Below are 16,442 nucleotides of genomic sequence, written 5' to 3'. Positions count from 1 at the left end.
ACCGGAGTTGCGAGTACGTGAGCTGGCGGTGTCGGGCGGTTTCGAGTTCACCCCCGACCCGAAGCAGGACCGGCGGGGGCTGTTCGTGTCACCGCTGCAGGACGAGGCGTTCGTGGGAGCGGTTGGCCACCGGTTCCCCGTCGCCCAGATGAACCACATCATCTCCGCCCGGGGCGTGCTGCGCGGGCTGCACTTCACGACCACGCCGCCGGGGCAGTGCAAGTACGTCTACTGCGCGCGCGGCCGGGCGCTCGACGTCATCGTCGACATCCGGGTGGGCTCGCCGACGTTCGGGAAGTGGGACGCGGTGGAGATGAACACCGAGCACTACCGGGCGGTCTACTTCCCCAGGGGCACCGCGCACGCCTTCCTCGCGCTGGAGGACGACACCCTGATGTCGTACCTGGTCAGCACGCCGTACGTGGCCGAGTACGAGCAGGCGCTCGACCCGTTCGACCCCGCGCTGGGGCTGCCGTGGCCGAAGGACCTGGAAGTCGTGCTCTCCGACCGCGACACCGTGGCCGTGGACCTGGAGACCGCCCGGCAGCGCGGGATGCTGCCCGACTACGCCGACTGCCTCGACGAGGAGGCCGCCAGCACCGGCAGGTGACGGGTCCCGAGCACGATCTGGTCGAAGTGGCGCAGGCGCTCGTCGTCGAGGTCGACCGCGAGCCTGCCGAACCGGGCGATGATCTCCTCCAGCGCCACGCGGTTCTCCAGCCGGGCCAGGGGTGCGCCGAGGCAGAAGTGCACGCCGTGGCCGAAGGAGAGCTGTGCGGCGCCGCCGGACTTGCGCGACGGGTCGAACCGGTCGGGGTCGGCGTGGGCGTCGGAGTCGCGGTTGGCCGAGAGCACCCAGGTGTTGACCATGACGTCGGCCGGGATGGGCACGCCCGCGACCTCGGTGGCCTTGGTCGTCGTGCGCTGCATCTGCGGGAACGGCGGCCGGTAGCGCAGGACCTCCTCGACGATCGCCGGGATCCGGCCGGGGTCCTCGGCGGCGGCGTCCCAGTGGGCCGGGTGCTCGTCGAGGGTGCGCACGATGTTGCCGAGTAGGACGGTCGTGGTGATGTGGCCGGCCAGCAGCAGCGCGGTGGAGAAGTTGGCCGCCTCCTCGTCGTCGAGCGCGCGCCCGTCGACCTCGGCCAGCACCAGGCGGGAGATCAGGTCGTCGCCGGGATCGGCGCGGCGCTCGGCGCAGCGGTCCTTCAGGTACGCGGTGAGCGGGTTGAGGACGTCCGCGATCCGCTCGGCCAGCGCCGGGTCCGTCGGGTCGTCCATCTGGATGTCCACCAGGGCGCCCGACCAGTCACCGAACTGCTCGTGGTCCATCTGCGGCAGCCCCAGCAACTCCGCGACGATCGTGACCGGCAGCGGGAACGCGAGCACGTCGACGAGGTCGAAGCTCTCGCCGGCATCGGCCAGCAGCGAGCGGGTGACCTCGCGGATGCGGGGTTCGAGGTCGGAGATGGTGCGCGGGGTGAAGGCGCTGCTGACGACCTTGCGCAGGGCGCGGTGCTCCGGCGGGTCGATCTCGTGGATCATGCCCGGCGTCGGGCTCGCGCCCTCGATGACGCGGTTCGGGTCGGAGGAGAACGTGGCGGTGTCGCGCAGCACCGTCTGGACGTCGGCGTGGCGGAAGACGTGCCACACGCCGTACTGGTCCTGCCACACCGGCTGCTTCTCGCGCATCGCGCCCAGCCAGTCGAGGAGTGCGGTTTCGTCGGCCATGCCGGGAACTTCGTCGATGGTGGTCAACGTTCTCCTCGCGCAGCAGGTCGTTTCCACGTCGGCGAACACGCGTCGCGATCTTGAGCTTAGTCGCGCGCCGGACGGGGTGTCGAGACTTCCGCGGTGGCGGTGGGAACGGTGAGCACGGCGTCGAAGGCGTCGCGCAGCGGCGTCCGCATCCAGGTGCTCTGGGAGCGGATCCGGTCCAGGCCCGGGGTTTTCGCGCGCAGGTCGATGAAGCCGGTGCCGATGCCCGCCGCGACGGCCGCGGCCTCGATGCTGCCGTCCTCCGGTGCGGCCAGGTCCACCTCCCGGACGGCGAAGCCGGTGTCGCTGCTGTCGTCCAGCTCTATCTCAGGAGTGCGGCTGCCCGTGTGCGTGGCGGCGATGGCGACGTAGTCGCCGCCGAGGGCTCGGTGCAGGTACTGCCCCATCGGCAGCAGTGTCAGCTCACCGTCGAAGACCACCGGTGTCTTCTGGATGTGATTGTTGTGCGCCGCCAGCGCGATGCGGCCACCGCTGCCGGCGCGTTCGAGGTGCCAGCGGACCGACTCGGCCAGGAAGTCGTCGTTGAGCGAGAGGTCGCCTGGCAGCCCGGTGCCTGCGAAGAGTCCCGCGTTGGCCCGGAAGACGTAGTCGATGTGCAGGGCCGCTTCCAGCCGCCGGACCGCCGGCTCGTAGCTCTGCCGGTCGGCGCGTTCGAGGTAGAGCGGCTCCAGCGCACGGACCCGCAAGCGCAGCCTGGAGAGGGCGGCGGACAGGGCGTCGCTGTCCGGGGTTCCCATGCGCGTCCACGATGCGGCGGCCGAGGCGGGGGACGCCGTCGCGATGCGCTCGGCCAGTCCGATCGCGGATTCCGCCATCGGCACCAGTTCCGGATCGACCTCGCGCAGGTACTCCGCGACCGCGGTGAGCGGAGGCAGCAGCGACGCACCGCCCCACCCGCCCGGCGTCGGGTGCGCACCTGGTTCGAGGAGCACGCCTTCAGGGGCGTCGGGTTCGAACGACAGCACCCGGAAGCCGCAGCGTTCGGAGAGGAAACGGAGTACGCGGCGTTGCGCCTGGGCGAACTCCCGGACGAAGTGGGCGCTTTCCCCGATCGACACGACGCGGGCGTCGCCGACCAGGTCGCGCAGCGGTTCCAGGTCGTCGAGCGGCCCCTCGGGGTCGAGGGTCGAGATTTCGCTGGTGTGCGCCAGAATCCGTTGGGCTGTCGGGTCGGCACTCGAACGGCCGTATGCCATGGACTCTCGATTCGAATCGGCGATACTCTCCGGAAAATCGCTGTGCGATCGAATTTTTGCACGAGATCCACGTTGTCGTCTGCACGCTTTTCCTGGGGGAGTTTGTCATGGACACCACGGACGTAACCGCACTCGTGACCGGCGGGGCCTCGGGCCTCGGTCTCGCCACAGCCCGAGCCCTCGCGTCGGCGAAGGTCGACGTCGTGTCGGTCGACCTGCCACACGCCGTCGAAGCAGCCGAGGACTTCTCCGGCATCCGGCACTTCGCCGCCGACGTGACCGACGCCGAGGCGGTGCGGGCGGCAGTGGAGGCCGCCACCGACCCCGGCTCGCCGCTGCGGATCGTCGTCAACTGCGCCGCCGTCGGCGCCGCGGGTGGCGTGCTCACCGATGACGGTCTACCGCACGACTGGAACGAGTTCCTGCGGGTCATCACGGTCAACCTCGCGGGCACCTTCAACGTCATGCGGCTGGCCTCGGCCGCCATGGCCAGGACCGAACCGCTCGATAACGGCACCCGCGGCGTCGTCATCAACACCGCATCGATCACCGCGCTGGAGGGGCAGGCCGGCCAGATCGCCTACTCGGCTTCCAAGGGCGGCATCGTGGGCATGACCCTGCCCGCCGCGCGCGACCTCGCCGAGCACGGGATCCGTGTGCTGACGATCTCGCCGGGGGTCATGGACACGCCCATGATCGGCCTGGCCGACGGCGACCTGCGAAGGATGCTGGCCGACATGGTCCCGCTGCCCCGGCGCATCGGCGTGCCGGAGGACTTCGCCAAGCTCGTGCTGGCCATCGTCGACCAGGACTACCTCAACGGCGACGTCATCCGGCTGGACGGGGCGCTGCGCCTGAGCTGAACGACCGAGCGGGCACCGGACTGACGGATCGCGGTGCCCACCCGGAGCTTTCGCCGAGCTGACAGGCCGAGCCGAGCGCGCCACGGTCAGCGGCGAACCTTCACGTTCCGGATCTCCACGGGCAGCTTCGGTTCCCCGTCCTGCTCGCCGCCCTCGCCGGGGATGATGCCGCCCGCGACGATCGCGTCGAGCACCTCCATGCCCTCCACGACCCGGCCGAGCACGGTGTAGGCGGGCTTGATGTTGGCGTGCGAGTGCACGACGAAGAACTGGCTGCCGTTGGTGTCCGGCCCCTGGTTGCCCATGGCGATGGTCCCGCGCGGGTAGGTCTCGGCGCCGGTGACCTCGTCGGCGAAGCGGTAGCCGGGACCGCCCTTCTCCACCGAGAAGATGTCGCCGCACTGCAGCACGCCGAGCCGCTCCGAGTTGGTCAGCCGCCAGCAGCGGGACGAGTCGTAGAAGTCGCGGCGGGCCAGGTGCACCAGGTTGTGCACCGCGCAGGGCGCGTTCGCGCGGTCGAGCTCGGCCACGACGTCACCGTGGTTGGTGCGGATGGTCACCTCGACCGTGCCGCGGGCCTTGGCCCTCGGGCGCGGCGGGTCGACCGGCCGAGCGGCCGGGTTCTCCGGCGTCGGGATGAACTCGCACGTCACGTGCCGGGGCGGGTCCTGCGGCTCCGGCTGCCGCGTCGGCTGCGAGTGAGCGACGCCCACCGTCGTGGCGGTGAGCAGGGCGGTGAGGAAAGCGACGGGCCAGCGCGGTCTCATCGGGTCAACCTAGCCGCCCGCACGCCCGCGCCACACCGGCGAACGCATCAGACAGCGCCCGCGGACGGCGCAAACCGCCGCAGCACCGCGAACGACTCGCGGCTGTCCGGCCAGTGGCGCTCGACGGCGTCGAACCCGACCCGGCGCAGCGTCGCGCTCATCGCGACCGCCACGATCACCGCGTCGTCGGCGAGACCGAGCGCGGGGGCGAAGTCCGGCCCCAGGTCGAAGGGCATCGCCAGGTACGCCAGCAGCAGCCAGAGCCGCAGCCGGACCAGCCGCGGCACACCGCTGTCCCGCGCGAGCCCGGTCAGCAGGCCCGCGACGCCCGGCGCCAGGCGCGCTGCCTCGCGCAACAGCAGCCCTTCCGGGCGCACCAACAGCAGCGTGGCGACCGGCGCCAGCCCCAGGACGAGCAGGCCGGCCCCGAAGCCGGCGAACACCTCCGCCACCTTTTTCCGACCTTTCGTCCCTGACGGATCGGCTGGACGCCGATCGCACGCCGCTGCTCCCGTGATGCGTCAGCCCGCGGGCGGGCCGGACCGGCCGGCCCGCCCGCGGCCCCCGATCAGAAGTCGAAGACGACTCCCAGCTGGGAACGCATCACGCAGTCGTTGGCGAAGGTCTTCGCGTAGTCGATCGGCTTGCCGTTCCACAGCCCGGTGGCGGTGACGCCGACGGGACGCCAGATCAGCGGGCACAGTGCGTGCGGGTTCTGGGCGGGCATCTCCTCGATCAGGCCGCCGGTGGCCGACATGGCGGCGCACGCGTCCTCGGCACGCGGGTGCGTACCGCCGCTGGGCTCGCAGGTGAGCACGGCGACGCTGAGCGGGGCGCCGAGCTGCTGGGCGGTGAGGGTCACCTTCGTCGGGCCGGTCTCGGCGTTCGCGCCGAGCGGGATCAGCGCCGCGACGGCGAACACGATGCTTGCGACGGCCAGGCGGCCGGTGAGCCGGATTGCAGCCCTCAACGTACTTCCTCCTCTTGTCAGGAAAACGGGCCCTCTTCAGGGGTGGGAACGAGGACCCGAACGACAGATCGCCGGGAAGTGCGCCGGTGTTGCGGCCGGGGCGGGGAATCACCGTAATGACTCGCAGCCATCCCGGTGTGCCCGCGTTCACATGAGATGTGCACAACTTCGTTGCACACTAAGGAAAATCGGCAAAGATGGCAACATCAATCTACTTTGGACGTTTGGTTAATCGTTAATATTCCGTCGAATTCGTCTCGCGGCGAGACATCCGCGCGTCGCGCACCATCGCCTCGAACTCCTCGTAACCTGCCACGGCACCCTGCGGTGCCCGCCCGCCGAGGATCCCGCGCGCGGTGTTCACCGCGATGTGCACGGCAGTCCGGTAAAGGAGTGAACCCGTGCTGATCCGGCGCACGCCGAGATCGGCGAGGTTCCCGATGCCCGCCGGCGGGCACAGGACGTTGACGGGCAGCGCCACCGATGCCACCAGCGTCCGGATGTCGTCGGGATCGGTGAGCCCGGGCACGAAGACGCCGTCGGCTCCGGCGTCCTCGTAACGCCGGGCGCGGTCCAGCATCCCGGGCACGTCCGGCTCGCGCAGCCAGTGCGTGTCGATCCGGGCGTTGAGGAACAGCTCCGGGGTGTGGCGCTTCACCTCGCGCAGCAGTGCGGCCTGCTCAGCGGGGTCGGCCAGGCCGCCCGACCGGCCGTCCTCCAGGTTGATGCCCGCCACACCCGCCTCCGCCAGCTCGACCGCGACCGCCACCGGGTCGTCGAAGCCCGCTTCGGCGTCCACCGTGACCGGGCACGGCAGCCGGACCAGGCGGCGAGCGAGCGCGAGAGTCTCGGACTTCGCCGCGCCCTCGGCGTCGGGCAGCCCGTGGGCCGCGGCGACCCCCAGGCTCGTCGTCGCGACGGCGGGGAAGCCCGCGGCGGCCAGCGCGGCGGCGGAGGCGAAGTCCCAGGCGTTGGGCAGCAGCAGCGGGTCGCCGGCGCGATGCAGCGCCCGGAAACGTTCGGCGGCGGTACTCATGCCCCGACCGTAGGCCCGCGTCGCTTCGGTGCACGCCGAAGCATCGCCGAAAGCTGGAGCGGAAGCCGAACGGCCTCCGCTCCAGCTCAGGAATCGTCGATCAGCCCTTGACGAACTTCTCCAGCTCGGCGGCACCGCCGTTGAAGCGGTTGACGTCGACGGGACCGTCGACCCCGTTCACCTTGCCGGAGTCGCTGTACTGCCAGAAGGTGTGCGCCGGCCAGCCGCCGATCTTGCTCGGCTTGTCCACGCCCCACTCGGCGATCCACAGCGGGTTGTTCTTGAACGCCTCGCTGTTGCCGGTGCACTCCTGCCAGAAGCCCGGGCTGGTGTAGATGATGGCCTCGCGCCCGGTCTGCTCCTTGACCCGGCCGACGAAGGTCTTGATCCACTCCTTCATCTGCGCGGCGTCGAGGCCGTAGCAGGTGGCGCCGTTGGGGTTGGCCTCCATGTCCAGCACCGGAGGCATCGACTTGCCGTCGTTGGTGTAGCCGACGGTCTTGAGGAAGCGGTCCGCCTGCTTGCCCGCCGACCCGTCCGGCCGCGCGAAGTGGTACCCGGCGCGGTAGACGCCCGCCTTGCCCGCACCGCCGTACTGGCTGTCGAACTGGTCGCTGGTGAAGGACTCACCGTCGGTGGCCAGCACGAACGCGAAGTCGCGCCCGTCGGCCTTCACCTTGCCGAAGTCGACCTTGCCGTTGTGGTTGGAGACGTCGATGCCGAGCGAGTCGGCGGCCGCGGAGCCGGCGTTCGCGGCACCCGGGACGGAGGCGAGCAGCGCGGCGGAGGAGGCGAGGACGACCAGCAGTTTTTTGCGGAGGTTCATGTCGGCCCTTTCCGGGTCAGGAGTTCCAGGCGCAGTGGACGTGGGTGTCGTGTCCGGCGTCGCCGGGCCCGAGGATCTCGACCGCACCGGCCGACTTGCACGCGGACTTGATCTTCGCCACCTTCGGGTTGCTCGCGTTGACGGCCTGGCCGTCGATCTGGTCGACGTCGAACGCGGTGCCCTTGTAGTGGTAGGAGGTCGAGCTGTGGTCGCCGCCCGCGACGGTGGTGACCCGGTATCCGTGGTCCTTGCCGATGGAGACCATTCCCTGCAGCATCGCCGTGGACAGCTGGACCTTGGTGACCCCGACGTCGCTCCACGGGCTGGTGCGCGCGGCGTTGCCCTGCGAGGTGTCCTTGATGTTGCGCTGCGCGGTGGACTCCGGGTCGTTCTGGCCACCGACGTGGCTGTCGAGCAACGTGATGCCGTTGTCGGCCAGGACCTGCTTGGCCAGCTCGGCCCTGGAGGGTGCCGCTGCCGCCGTGCTCCCGGAGGCCACGGCGGGAGTCGCCGCGAAGGCGGACGCGGTGACCGCGAGCGCCACCGCCCATGCCGTCGACTTGCGGTTCATGCCTGCTCTCCTGTCATGTGGTTGCGGATAGCGGCCGGTGAACGGGAGTTGAAACCTGCGTCCGGGATCGACCCCCGACGGCCTCGGCATCCGAAGTCCTAAGAGGACGCCCGGTGCAGGTGAGCGCCGCTCTCGCCGCGTTCGGAGGCCGACGGTGCCGGTCGACGTGCCCGGCGATACCGCCCCCAGCCGGTGATCAGCAGTCTTTCCAGCCCTGGGCGGTCCCGCTAGCCTGGGCGGCGCATCGGGCACACATCGGGAACACAGACGGCCGTTGTCCTGCGGAGACACGTGTTCCCGGGAACACGGCAGGGGACGGTGCGGTGGCAGTCGATCCACGCTTGGAACAGCGGCACCCCGACATCGGGCGGTGGTCGGGGCGGCTCCAGGAACTCGCCGAGGCGACCGGGCTGTCGCTGCGCCAGCTTTCCGAGCACGTGCCGTGGTCGCCGTCGACGCTGTCGCGCTACCTCAGCGGCGAGCGCGTCGTGGACGAGGCGTGGCTGCTGGCGTCCAAGCTCATCGACCTGGCGAACCGGCGCGGGACGCCCGTCGACGTCCGGTCGGACGAACTGCACCTGCTCTACCAGCAGGCGCGCAAGGCCTACCAGCAGCAGCGGCGACCAGCCCGCAGCCAAGCCGACCAGTTGGACGAATCCACTGCGACCGCACCAACATCTTCCGGCACCAGTTCACCGGAGCGATCCGCCGAACAGCCCGTCGTAGCCTCCTCCGGGCAGCCCAACGCAACTGACCCTGCCACGGCCTCCACCGAACAGCCCAACGCGGCTCCACCCGAGCCATCCTCCGATGAGCGCGTCGCTGCCCTCACCGAGCAGCCCGACGCAGCCGCACCCGAGCCATCCCCCGACCAGCAGGACGTCTCCGACGCGCGCCCGGCGCGCAGGTTCCGCCGCCCGATCGTGCTGGTCCTCGCGACCGCGGTCGGCGTTGCCGCCGTCGCCGCGGCGGTGTGGGCCTCGCTGCTGTGGTTGCGGCCGCAGACCGTGGTCTGGCGCGCCAACATCGTCGGGACGTGGTCGGCCCAGCACCAGCAGCACCTCGGCGTGTTCCGCTTCCGGACCCCCGACGTCCCCGGCGACACCGACAAGGCCACGTACCACGAGGGCACCGCTGTCTCCATCGTCTGCCAGGCCCGGCACCGGCGCGTGGTCTCGGACCCGACCTCCGGGCAGTCCTCGCCGGTCTGGAACAGGCTCAGCGACGGCTACTGGATCCCGGACCTCTACACCGACCTGCCGAAGGTGACCGGCGAGGCACCGCCGCTGGGCATCCCCCTGTGCTGACCTGCTCGCAGGCTTGCGGCCTCGCACCGATGCTTCGGCGGCCACCGAAGCGTCGCGGGCGCAGAATGGGCCCATGCCATCCACCGCCCAGCGGGTCGCCGACCTCGCGGGCCTGCTCGCCGACAGCACGCGCGCCGCGTTCTGCCTCGCGCTGCTCGACGGCAGGGCGTGGACCGCGAGCGAGCTCGCCGCGCACGCCCGCGTGGCGCTCTCCACCACCAGCGAGCACCTGAGCCGCCTGGTCGAGTCCGGGCTGCTCGTCGAGCGGCGGCAGGGCCGCCACCGCTACGTCCAGCTCGCCGACGCGCAGGCCGCCGAGCTGGTGGAAGGCTTCGTCGCATACCTGAGCCCGGTCCGCGAGGAGCCCCGCAGCCTGCGGGCCGCGACGACCTCGGCCGCGCTGGCCCGTGGTCGGACCTGCTACGACCACCTCGCGGGACGCCTCGGCGTGCGGATCACCGACGCGATGGCGGAGTCCGGGCGGCTGGACACCTCCGGCGGGTTCGCCCTGACCGGGGCCGGCATCGCCTGGTTCGCCTCGATCGGCGTGGAGGAGTCCGAGCTGCGCCGCACCCGGCGCCCCCTCGCGCGCAGTTGCCTCGACTGGACCGAGCGGCGCTCGCACCTCGGCGGCGCGGCGGGCGCCCGGCTCTGCGAGCGGTTCATTTCCAACGGCTGGGTCAAGCGCATCGGCTCCAACCGAGCGGTGCGCGTGACCCCCGGCGGTGAGGACGCGCTGCGCGAACTGCTCGGGATCACCGACCTGTAGACGGGAGGCTCAGCGGGGCATGCGGCGCCAGATCGGCTGCGGCAGCAGGCGCATCACCGCGAACACCAGCCGCAGCACCGGCGGCACCCACACCACCCGGCGGCGCCGTGCCAGCGCCTTGACGGTCGCGTCGGCGACCTGGTCCGGCGTGCTCGACCACGGCGCCGGGCTCATGCCGGTCGTCATCCGCCCGATGACGAACCCGGGCCGCACCACCAGCAGGTGCGCCCCGCTGCCGTGCAGCGCGTCTGCCAGCCCGCTGGCGAACCCGTCGAGCCCGGCCTTGGCCGAGCCGTAGACGTAGTTGGCGCGGCGCACCCGCACGCCGGCCACCGAGGAGTAGACCACCACGCTGCCGCCGCCCTGCTCCCGCAGCAGGTTCGCGATGTGGGTCAGCACGCTGACGTGCGCCACGTAGTCGGTGTGCACGACCTGGACGGAGTGCGCGGCGTCGCGCTCGGCGCGCTCCTGGTCGCCGAGGATGCCGAACGCCGTGACCACCACGTCGATGCGGCCGTGCTCGGCCGCCACCGCTTCCAGCAGCGGCCCGTGGCCCTCGACGTCGTCGGCGTCGAACTCGACTCGTGCGACGGTCGTGGCACCGGCCTGCCGCAGGCGCTCCTCCTCCTCGGCCAGCTCACCGCTGCGCCGCGCCGCCAGCACGACCGTGTCGTTGCCCCGCTTCACCAGGCGTTCGGCGACGGCGAGGCCGATCTCACTGCGGCCGCCCAGGACCAGAACCGTTCCGCTCACGCCGCCGAGTGTGCCTGCCGGGCACTCAGCGGGGTCGCCCGGCCCCCGCCACCGCCTCGGCCGCGGAGTGCTCCAGCAGCCGGATGTCGGTGGCCACGGCGAGCAGCCGGAACCCCATGTCACGCCACCGCCGGGCCCCTCGCGGGTCGGCGCAGTGGATACCTGGGATGACGTCGTGCTCCTGGCAGGCCGCCAGCACCCGCTCGACGGCCGCCAGGTGCTCGGGCTCGACGACGTCGAGCGTCGGCGCCACCCCGAGCGAGATGCCGAGGTCGGCCGGGCCGACGTAGGCGACGTCCACTCCGGGCACCGACAGGACCGAGTCCAGCTCGTCCAGTGTGGACCTCGTCTCGATCTGCACCGCGCACAGCACTTCGTCGTTCGCCTTGGCGGTGCTGAACTCGCGGTCGCGCATCAGCGGTGCCATCGGCCCGAAGCTGCGCTCGCCCTGCGGCGGGTAGCGGCAGGCGCGGACGGCCTGCTCGGCCTCCCGCGCCGACTGCACCATCGGCACGATCACGCCGGAGGCCCCGGCGTCGAGGGCGCGCATGATGTCGGCGGGCTGGTTCCACGGCACGCGCACCAGCGCAGGCGTGCCGGTGAGCGCCAGCGCCTGCAACATCGACGGGAGGACGTCGTAGCCGATCAGCCCGTGCTGGGTGTCCACGCACACCCAGTCGAAGCCCGCCCGGCCCATCACCTCGGCCGTGATCGGTCCGGGCAGGCAGCACCAGCCGCCGTGCGTGGTCCGGCCGGATTCCAGCAGTTCGCGCCGCATCGTGGCCTCCCGTGGTGACGCCGGCCATGACTGCATACCACGCCGGCGGGCGGTCAGCTCCGAGCCGCGCGGCGGATCCGGTCGAGCTCGCGGTGCCGGTGCACGGCGTGGGTGAAGTCGGGCGCGGTGTTCGTGCCGTTCTCGATGTCATCGCGGATCTGCACGTACGCGTGCGCGACCGCGTGAGCCGTCTCGGTGCGCGCGACACCGGGCACGAGGTCGTACTCAGCCGGAACCGCCAGTTCGGCAAGTCCCTCGTCGCCGCCCCGCGCGCCGCGCAGCGTCACCTGACCGAACTGGAGGTGACCGTTCTCGCCGGTGACCACCAGGTCGCCTTCGGTCCCGTTGATCTCCCAGTGGAAGCCGGTGCCGCGCGGCATGCCGCCGCGGTAGTGGACCGACGCGACCGCCCCGCCTTCCAGCGCTCCCGAGACGACGAGCTGGTCCTCGGCCGTCATCGGGGCGAGCCGCCCGGTCCCCTCCTCGCGCACCTGCGCCCTGCGCGTCGCGATGGTCGAGCTGACCTCGGTGAACTCCCCCAGCACCATCGCGAGGGCGTCGACGGTGTGGCCGAACGGGATGGTGAGCATCGTGGCGCCGTTGCCGGGGTCGAGCAGGTACTCGCCGCGCGGCTCGAAGGTGGCGCCCCAGCGACCGCCCGACGCGATCATGCTGGTGGACAGCACCTCGCCCACGTAGCCGTCGGCGATCAGGTCACGCAGGTAGCGGACGGGTGCCGCCGAACGCGCCTGGAGCCCGACGAACCCGCGCAGTCCCCGGGACTCGGCGGCGGCGGCCATCTCCTCGGCCTCGGCGAGCCCGTTGCCCAGCGGCCATTCGCTGAGCACCGACTTGCCCGCCTCCAGCGCGGCCATCACCAGCTCGCGGTGATGCGGCACCTTGACCGTCACCACCACGAGGTCGACGTCGTCGCGGGCGACGAGGTCGTCGACGCTGCCGTGCGCCACGCCGAAGTGCTCACCGGCGGCCCTGGCCGACTCCGGGCCGCTCGCCGCCAGTGCGCGGAGCTCGTAGCCGTCGAGCGCGGCCAGCGCGGGGACGTGCGCGCGGGCCGCCCAACCGCCGTTGACGCTGAGCCCGACGATGCCGACACCGATCTTCGACGTCATGGGAAGTCCTTCCACGGGATGACCAGTGCCGTCAACCTATGCCATGTTCGCGCCTCCGCGAACATGTCTTTGTTCACATTGATGCGAACATGGCGGTGCCGCATACTGTGCGCGTGGCCAGCCGCACCGCCTCCCCGCTGCTCCATCCGGATGAGTCCGAGATCGACTTCTTCGCGGTGCTGAGCGCCCTGTGCGACCCGGTGCGGCTGAGCATCGTGCGCACCCTGGACCGGCGGACCGAGGTGGCGTGCGGCACCTTCGACCTCCCGGTCGCGAAGTCGGCGCTGAGCAGGCATTTCCGGGTGCTGCGGGAGTCCGGGCTGATCCGCCAGCGAGACGACGGCACCCGCAGGCTCAACACCCTGCGGCGCGACGAGCTGGACCGCCGGTTCCCCGGTTTCCTCGACCTCGTGCTGCGCGAGGCCGCGCGCTGAGCACCGGCGGCTGACGGGCCGGATCCGTAACCTTGGTCCATGGCAGTCGACGTTCTCTCGGCACGCGACCTCAACCGGGCCACGCTGCACCGGCAACTCCTGCTCGAACGCTCGACGCGCACACCTGTCGAAGCCGTCGAGCACCTGGTCGGCATGCAGGCGCAGATGCCCATGCCGCCGTACTACGGGCTCTGGACGCGGCTCGACGGTTTCGTCCCCGACGACCTCGCGCAACGCCTGCTCGACCGCAGCCTCGTGCGCATCGTGCTGATGCGCAGCACGGTGCACCTGGTCACCGCCGAAGACTGCCTCACCCTGCGTCCGCTCATGCAGCCGCCGATCGACCGCGACCTCGCGCGCAACCACCCGGTCGGAGTGGAGCACCGCGAGATCGCGGCCTACGGGCGCAAGCTGCTCGACGAGAAGCCGCGCACCATCGCGCAGCTCCGGCCGCTGCTGACCGAGAGGTGGCCGCAGGAGGACCCCGCGCGCCTCGGCTACGCGGTGCGCAGCCTGCTACCGCTGGTGCAGATCCCGCCGAGGGCGATCTGGGGCAAGACCGGGCAGCCGACCTACGCCACCGCCGAGAACTGGCTCGGCAGGCAGCTCGACCCGGTGCCGTCGCTGGAGGACGTCGTCCGCCGCTACCTGGCCGCTTTCGGGCCCGCGACCGTCGCCGACGTGCAGACGTGGTCCGGTCTGATCGGGCTGCGGGAGCTCGTGCGCGGTCTGGGCCTGCGGGTGTTCCGCGACGAGCACGGGCGCGAGCTGTTCGACCTGCCCGACGCGCCCCGGCCCGAACCGGACGTACCTGCGCCGCCGCGCTTCCTGCCGCCCTTCGACAACGTGCTGCTTTCCCACGCCGACCGAACCCGGATCATGACCGAGCGGCACCGCAAGCTGCTGTTCGGCACGAACGGCGCGGCGTTCCCGGGCACCGTGCTCCTCGACGGCTTCGTGCGCGGAACCTGGGAGATCAGCAGGCAGGGCAGTACCGCGATCCTGCACGTCCGGCCCCTGGTGCGGTTGTCCAGGAGGGACTCAGCCGCACTGGAGGAGGAGGGGCGTGCGCTGCTCGGCTTCGCCGAGGAGACCGCTGAACAGCGCGAGGTGCGCTTCGGCGCGGCCGATTGACCGTGCGGCCGATTGACCGTTTACGCCCCGAACACGGCCGCATACGCTGGGGCGGAGATCAACCGCCTAGCGAATCCGAGTGGGCCCGATGCCGAACACCGACGAGACCTCCATCCCGCACGTCGACACCAGCCAACCCAGCATCGCCAGGGTGTACGACGCGTTCGTGGGGGGCAAGGACAACTTCGAGGTGGACCGGGTGGTCTACCGGAAGATCCTGGAGATCGCCCCGGAGGCCGCCGAGGTCGGCAAGCAGTGCCGGGCCTGGCTGATCCGCGTCGTGCGCTTCCTGTCCGGGCAGGCCGGCATCGACCAGTTCCTCGACCTGGGCTCGGGACTGCCGACCGCGGAGAACACCCACCAGGCCGCGCAACGGCTCAACCCGGAAGCGCGTGTGGTCTACATCGACAACGACCCGTCGGTCGCCGCGCACGGGCGGGCGCTGCTGGAGGAGAACGACCGCACCCACTTCGCGGTCGCCGACCTCCGCAAGCCGGCCGAGCTGCTGGCGGACCCGATCGTGACCGGGAACCTCGACCTCACCCGGCCGGTCGCGCTGATCCAGTGCAACACCCTGCACCACGTCACCGACGAGGAGCGGCCCGCCGACATCATGCGGGCCTACGTCGACGCGCTCGCCCCCGGCTCCTACGTCGCCATCTCGCACCTGTTCAACCCCGCCGACGGCAGCGACCGCGCCCAACTGGCGGAGGACTCGCAGAAGCGCTTCAACGCCCTGATGGGCAGCTGCTACTACCGGCGCCGGGAGGAGATCGAGGAACTCTTCTGCGGCCTGGAGATGGTCGAGCCCGGCCTCAGCTACCTCTTCGACTGGTGGCCCGACGGCCCGCGCCTCACCCCGCCTGCCCCCGGCGCGCACAACCTGCTCGGCGGCGTGGCGCGGAAGAACTGAGCGGACGGCGGGTGCGGGGCGCGGCCCCCTTGGGCGCCGGGCCCCGCCACCCACGCCGTCAGCCGTCGAACCGACCGGCCTTGACCCCGGCGACGAACCGGCCCCAGTGCTGCGCGGGGACGGCTAAGTACCCAGCGGCGCGGTCCTTCGTGTCACGCACCGCTGCTCCACCGGCGACGCAGCCGACCTCGACGCAGTTGGTGGTGTTCTGGGAACGCGTGGACTTCCGCCAGTTCACGGGCGCTTGCTTCACAGCTCTGCCTCCATCTCGTCGATGACATCGGCTATCAGTTGCAGGGATTCCTCCGGGTCATGGGAAACATTTCGCAGCCACGACACGGCGTCCTGATACGCCTTGACGTCGTCCTGCTCGTGGAAGAACTGTCCCGACCTGCGATTCTCGACATGGACGACCCGGGCCCGGTTGTTCGACTCGAACAGGTCGAAAGGGCCTTCCAACGCCGGGTGCCACCCCGCCGAGAGCGGGATGATCCGAACCTCGACGTTCGGCCGCTGCATCACCTCGCAGATCGCGCGCAGTTGCTCGGCAAGCACGTCGACAGCACCGATCACACGTCGTAGAACCGTCTCGTCGATGAGCGCGAGCAGTTGTGCCGGGTCACTTCTCATGATGGAGTCGCGTCGGCCGAGCCTGACCGCTACCCGGGTCTCCACTTCATCCGCTGGCACCCCACCTGCACCAATGATCGCCCTGGCGTATCGGCTCGTTTGCAGAAGCCCAGGCACCAGCAACGGCGAAGCGCTGACTACGAGGGTGGCATCCCGCTCGATCTCCAACAGTGCCGCCAACTGCCGTTGCTGCTCGGGAAGACTCGAAGCCACCCAGTGCCGACCGTTGCTGTTGCGAGCGAGTTCGATCAGTTCCTCACGCAGGTGGTTGTCCGCGCCGAGCGCGGACAAGACTGTCGCGACATCCACCGGCCGCGGTGACCGTTCCCCCGACTCCCACCGACCGACGGTGGTGTGCGACTTGCCGATCTTCTCGGCGAGTTGGCGTGCGCTCAGCCCCGCGTCCTCACGCGCACGGCGGAGTTCCACGCCGATGGCGCGTGCTTTCGGAGTGGTGCCAGGCATGTGCCACAGAATAGCCAGCCACACCAACACCTTCCGAATAACTCGATCAGGGAATCGTGCCAAGTGGCACCACCTCCGATGGATCTAATGGTTCCAATTGGCACCACCCCTCGATCACCCC

20 protein-coding genes are annotated in these 16,442 nt (G+C 70.9%); 7 read left to right on the top strand and 13 right to left on the bottom strand.

Annotated features, from left to right (window positions below):
- Positions 1-7: 7 nt before the first annotated feature.
- Positions 8-610 (top strand): dTDP-4-dehydrorhamnose 3,5-epimerase family protein, encoded by a 603-nt coding sequence (locus HUO13_RS03765; protein WP_211900105.1) that lies wholly within the window; start codon positions 8-10, stop codon positions 608-610.
- On the opposite strand, the gene HUO13_RS03760 is transcribed toward HUO13_RS03765, so the two are convergent.
- Together HUO13_RS03760 and HUO13_RS03755 are read right to left on the bottom strand one after the other, a co-directional pair.
- A complete protein-coding gene (locus HUO13_RS03760) occupies positions 565-1,758 on the bottom strand; it encodes a cytochrome P450 (RefSeq protein WP_211900104.1) in 1,194 nt (397 codons plus the stop codon). The genes HUO13_RS03765 and HUO13_RS03760 overlap by 46 nt on opposite strands.
- A 59-nt stretch (positions 1,759-1,817) precedes the next feature.
- A complete protein-coding gene (locus tag HUO13_RS03755; RefSeq protein WP_249124432.1) occupies positions 1,818-2,975 on the bottom strand; it encodes an erythromycin esterase family protein in 1,158 nt (385 codons plus the stop codon).
- A gap of 107 nt (positions 2,976-3,082) precedes the next feature.
- Between HUO13_RS03755 and HUO13_RS03750 the strand changes: the two genes are divergently transcribed.
- The gene (locus tag HUO13_RS03750) at positions 3,083-3,838 is read left to right on the top strand and encodes an SDR family NAD(P)-dependent oxidoreductase (RefSeq protein ID WP_211900103.1); all 756 of its coding nucleotides are present in this window, start codon (positions 3,083-3,085) and stop codon (positions 3,836-3,838) included.
- Between the two features lie 86 nt (positions 3,839-3,924).
- On the opposite strand, the gene HUO13_RS03745 is transcribed toward HUO13_RS03750, so the two are convergent.
- The 6 genes from HUO13_RS03745 to HUO13_RS03720 all read right to left on the bottom strand — a co-directional run bounded on the left by HUO13_RS03745 (position 3,925) and on the right by HUO13_RS03720 (position 8,008).
- Positions 3,925-4,605 carry a peptidylprolyl isomerase gene (locus tag HUO13_RS03745; RefSeq protein WP_211900102.1) on the bottom strand — a complete coding sequence of 227 codons (681 nt, stop codon included), beginning with the start codon at positions 4,603-4,605 and terminating at the stop codon, positions 3,925-3,927.
- Positions 4,606-4,652: 47 nt separating this feature from the next.
- Positions 4,653-5,057, bottom strand: a complete 405-nt coding sequence (locus tag HUO13_RS03740; protein ID WP_211900101.1) for a YkvA family protein — start codon at positions 5,055-5,057, stop codon at positions 4,653-4,655.
- Positions 5,058-5,173: 116 nt separating this feature from the next.
- Positions 5,174-5,575, bottom strand: coding sequence for a subtilase-type protease inhibitor (locus HUO13_RS03735; RefSeq protein WP_211900100.1), 402 nt, complete (start codon positions 5,573-5,575; stop codon positions 5,174-5,176).
- 235 nt (positions 5,576-5,810) lie between these two features.
- Positions 5,811-6,611, bottom strand: a complete 801-nt coding sequence (locus HUO13_RS03730) for an isocitrate lyase/PEP mutase family protein (protein WP_211900099.1) — start codon at positions 6,609-6,611, stop codon at positions 5,811-5,813.
- A gap of 100 nt (positions 6,612-6,711) precedes the next feature.
- The gene (locus HUO13_RS03725; RefSeq protein WP_211900098.1) at positions 6,712-7,437 is read right to left on the bottom strand and encodes a lysozyme; all 726 of its coding nucleotides are present in this window, start codon (positions 7,435-7,437) and stop codon (positions 6,712-6,714) included.
- 16 nt (positions 7,438-7,453) lie between these two features.
- Positions 7,454-8,008 carry a carboxypeptidase gene (locus HUO13_RS03720; RefSeq protein ID WP_211900097.1) on the bottom strand — a complete coding sequence of 185 codons (555 nt, stop codon included), beginning with the start codon at positions 8,006-8,008 and terminating at the stop codon, positions 7,454-7,456.
- A 323-nt stretch (positions 8,009-8,331) separates the two neighbouring features.
- Here HUO13_RS03720 and HUO13_RS03715 point away from each other — a divergent pair, with 323 nt between their 5' ends.
- Both HUO13_RS03715 and HUO13_RS03710 read left to right on the top strand, forming a co-directional pair.
- Positions 8,332-9,315, top strand: coding sequence for a helix-turn-helix domain-containing protein (locus tag HUO13_RS03715; protein WP_249124431.1), 984 nt, complete (start codon positions 8,332-8,334; stop codon positions 9,313-9,315).
- A gap of 73 nt (positions 9,316-9,388) precedes the next feature.
- Entirely contained in the window at positions 9,389-10,084 is a 696-nt protein-coding gene (locus HUO13_RS03710; protein ID WP_211900096.1) for an ArsR/SmtB family transcription factor, read from the top strand.
- A 9-nt stretch (positions 10,085-10,093) separates the two neighbouring features.
- On the opposite strand, the gene HUO13_RS03705 is transcribed toward HUO13_RS03710, so the two are convergent.
- From HUO13_RS03705 to HUO13_RS03695, 3 genes are read right to left on the bottom strand one after another with little or no spacing between them, the layout of a single operon-like run.
- On the bottom strand, positions 10,094-10,837 hold the full coding sequence (locus HUO13_RS03705) for a decaprenylphospho-beta-D-erythro-pentofuranosid-2-ulose 2-reductase (protein WP_211900095.1): 744 nt from the start codon (positions 10,835-10,837) through the stop codon (positions 10,094-10,096).
- A gap of 25 nt (positions 10,838-10,862) precedes the next feature.
- Positions 10,863-11,615, bottom strand: coding sequence for an HpcH/HpaI aldolase family protein (locus tag HUO13_RS03700; protein WP_211900094.1), 753 nt, complete (start codon positions 11,613-11,615; stop codon positions 10,863-10,865).
- A gap of 53 nt (positions 11,616-11,668) precedes the next feature.
- A complete protein-coding gene (locus HUO13_RS03695; RefSeq protein WP_211900093.1) occupies positions 11,669-12,745 on the bottom strand; it encodes a Gfo/Idh/MocA family protein in 1,077 nt (358 codons plus the stop codon).
- A 113-nt stretch (positions 12,746-12,858) separates the two neighbouring features.
- Between HUO13_RS03695 and HUO13_RS03690 the strand changes: the two genes are divergently transcribed.
- From HUO13_RS03690 to HUO13_RS03680, 3 genes are all read left to right on the top strand, one after another.
- On the top strand, positions 12,859-13,179 hold the full coding sequence (locus HUO13_RS03690) for an ArsR/SmtB family transcription factor (protein WP_211900092.1): 321 nt from the start codon (positions 12,859-12,861) through the stop codon (positions 13,177-13,179).
- 39 nt (positions 13,180-13,218) lie between these two features.
- Positions 13,219-14,313, top strand: coding sequence for a winged helix DNA-binding domain-containing protein (locus HUO13_RS03685; protein WP_211900091.1), 1,095 nt, complete (start codon positions 13,219-13,221; stop codon positions 14,311-14,313).
- 88 nt (positions 14,314-14,401) lie between these two features.
- Entirely contained in the window at positions 14,402-15,226 is an 825-nt protein-coding gene (locus HUO13_RS03680; protein WP_211900090.1) for an SAM-dependent methyltransferase, read from the top strand.
- 58 nt (positions 15,227-15,284) lie between these two features.
- On the opposite strand, the gene HUO13_RS03675 is transcribed toward HUO13_RS03680, so the two are convergent.
- Together HUO13_RS03675 and HUO13_RS03670 are read right to left on the bottom strand one after the other, a co-directional pair.
- Positions 15,285-15,464 (bottom strand): DUF397 domain-containing protein, encoded by a 180-nt coding sequence (locus tag HUO13_RS03675; protein WP_432757846.1) that lies wholly within the window; start codon positions 15,462-15,464, stop codon positions 15,285-15,287.
- An 11-nt stretch (positions 15,465-15,475) separates the two neighbouring features.
- Positions 15,476-16,321, bottom strand: coding sequence for a helix-turn-helix domain-containing protein (locus tag HUO13_RS03670; protein ID WP_211900088.1), 846 nt, complete (start codon positions 16,319-16,321; stop codon positions 15,476-15,478).
- Between the last annotated feature and the right edge of the window lie 121 nt (positions 16,322-16,442).

The organism is Saccharopolyspora erythraea (assembly GCF_018141105.1).
Taxonomy (GTDB): domain Bacteria; phylum Actinomycetota; class Actinomycetes; order Mycobacteriales; family Pseudonocardiaceae; genus Saccharopolyspora_D; species Saccharopolyspora_D erythraea_A.
The sequence above is the reverse complement of the archived record's forward strand: the minus strand, read 5'-3'. Positions and strand labels throughout refer to the sequence as shown.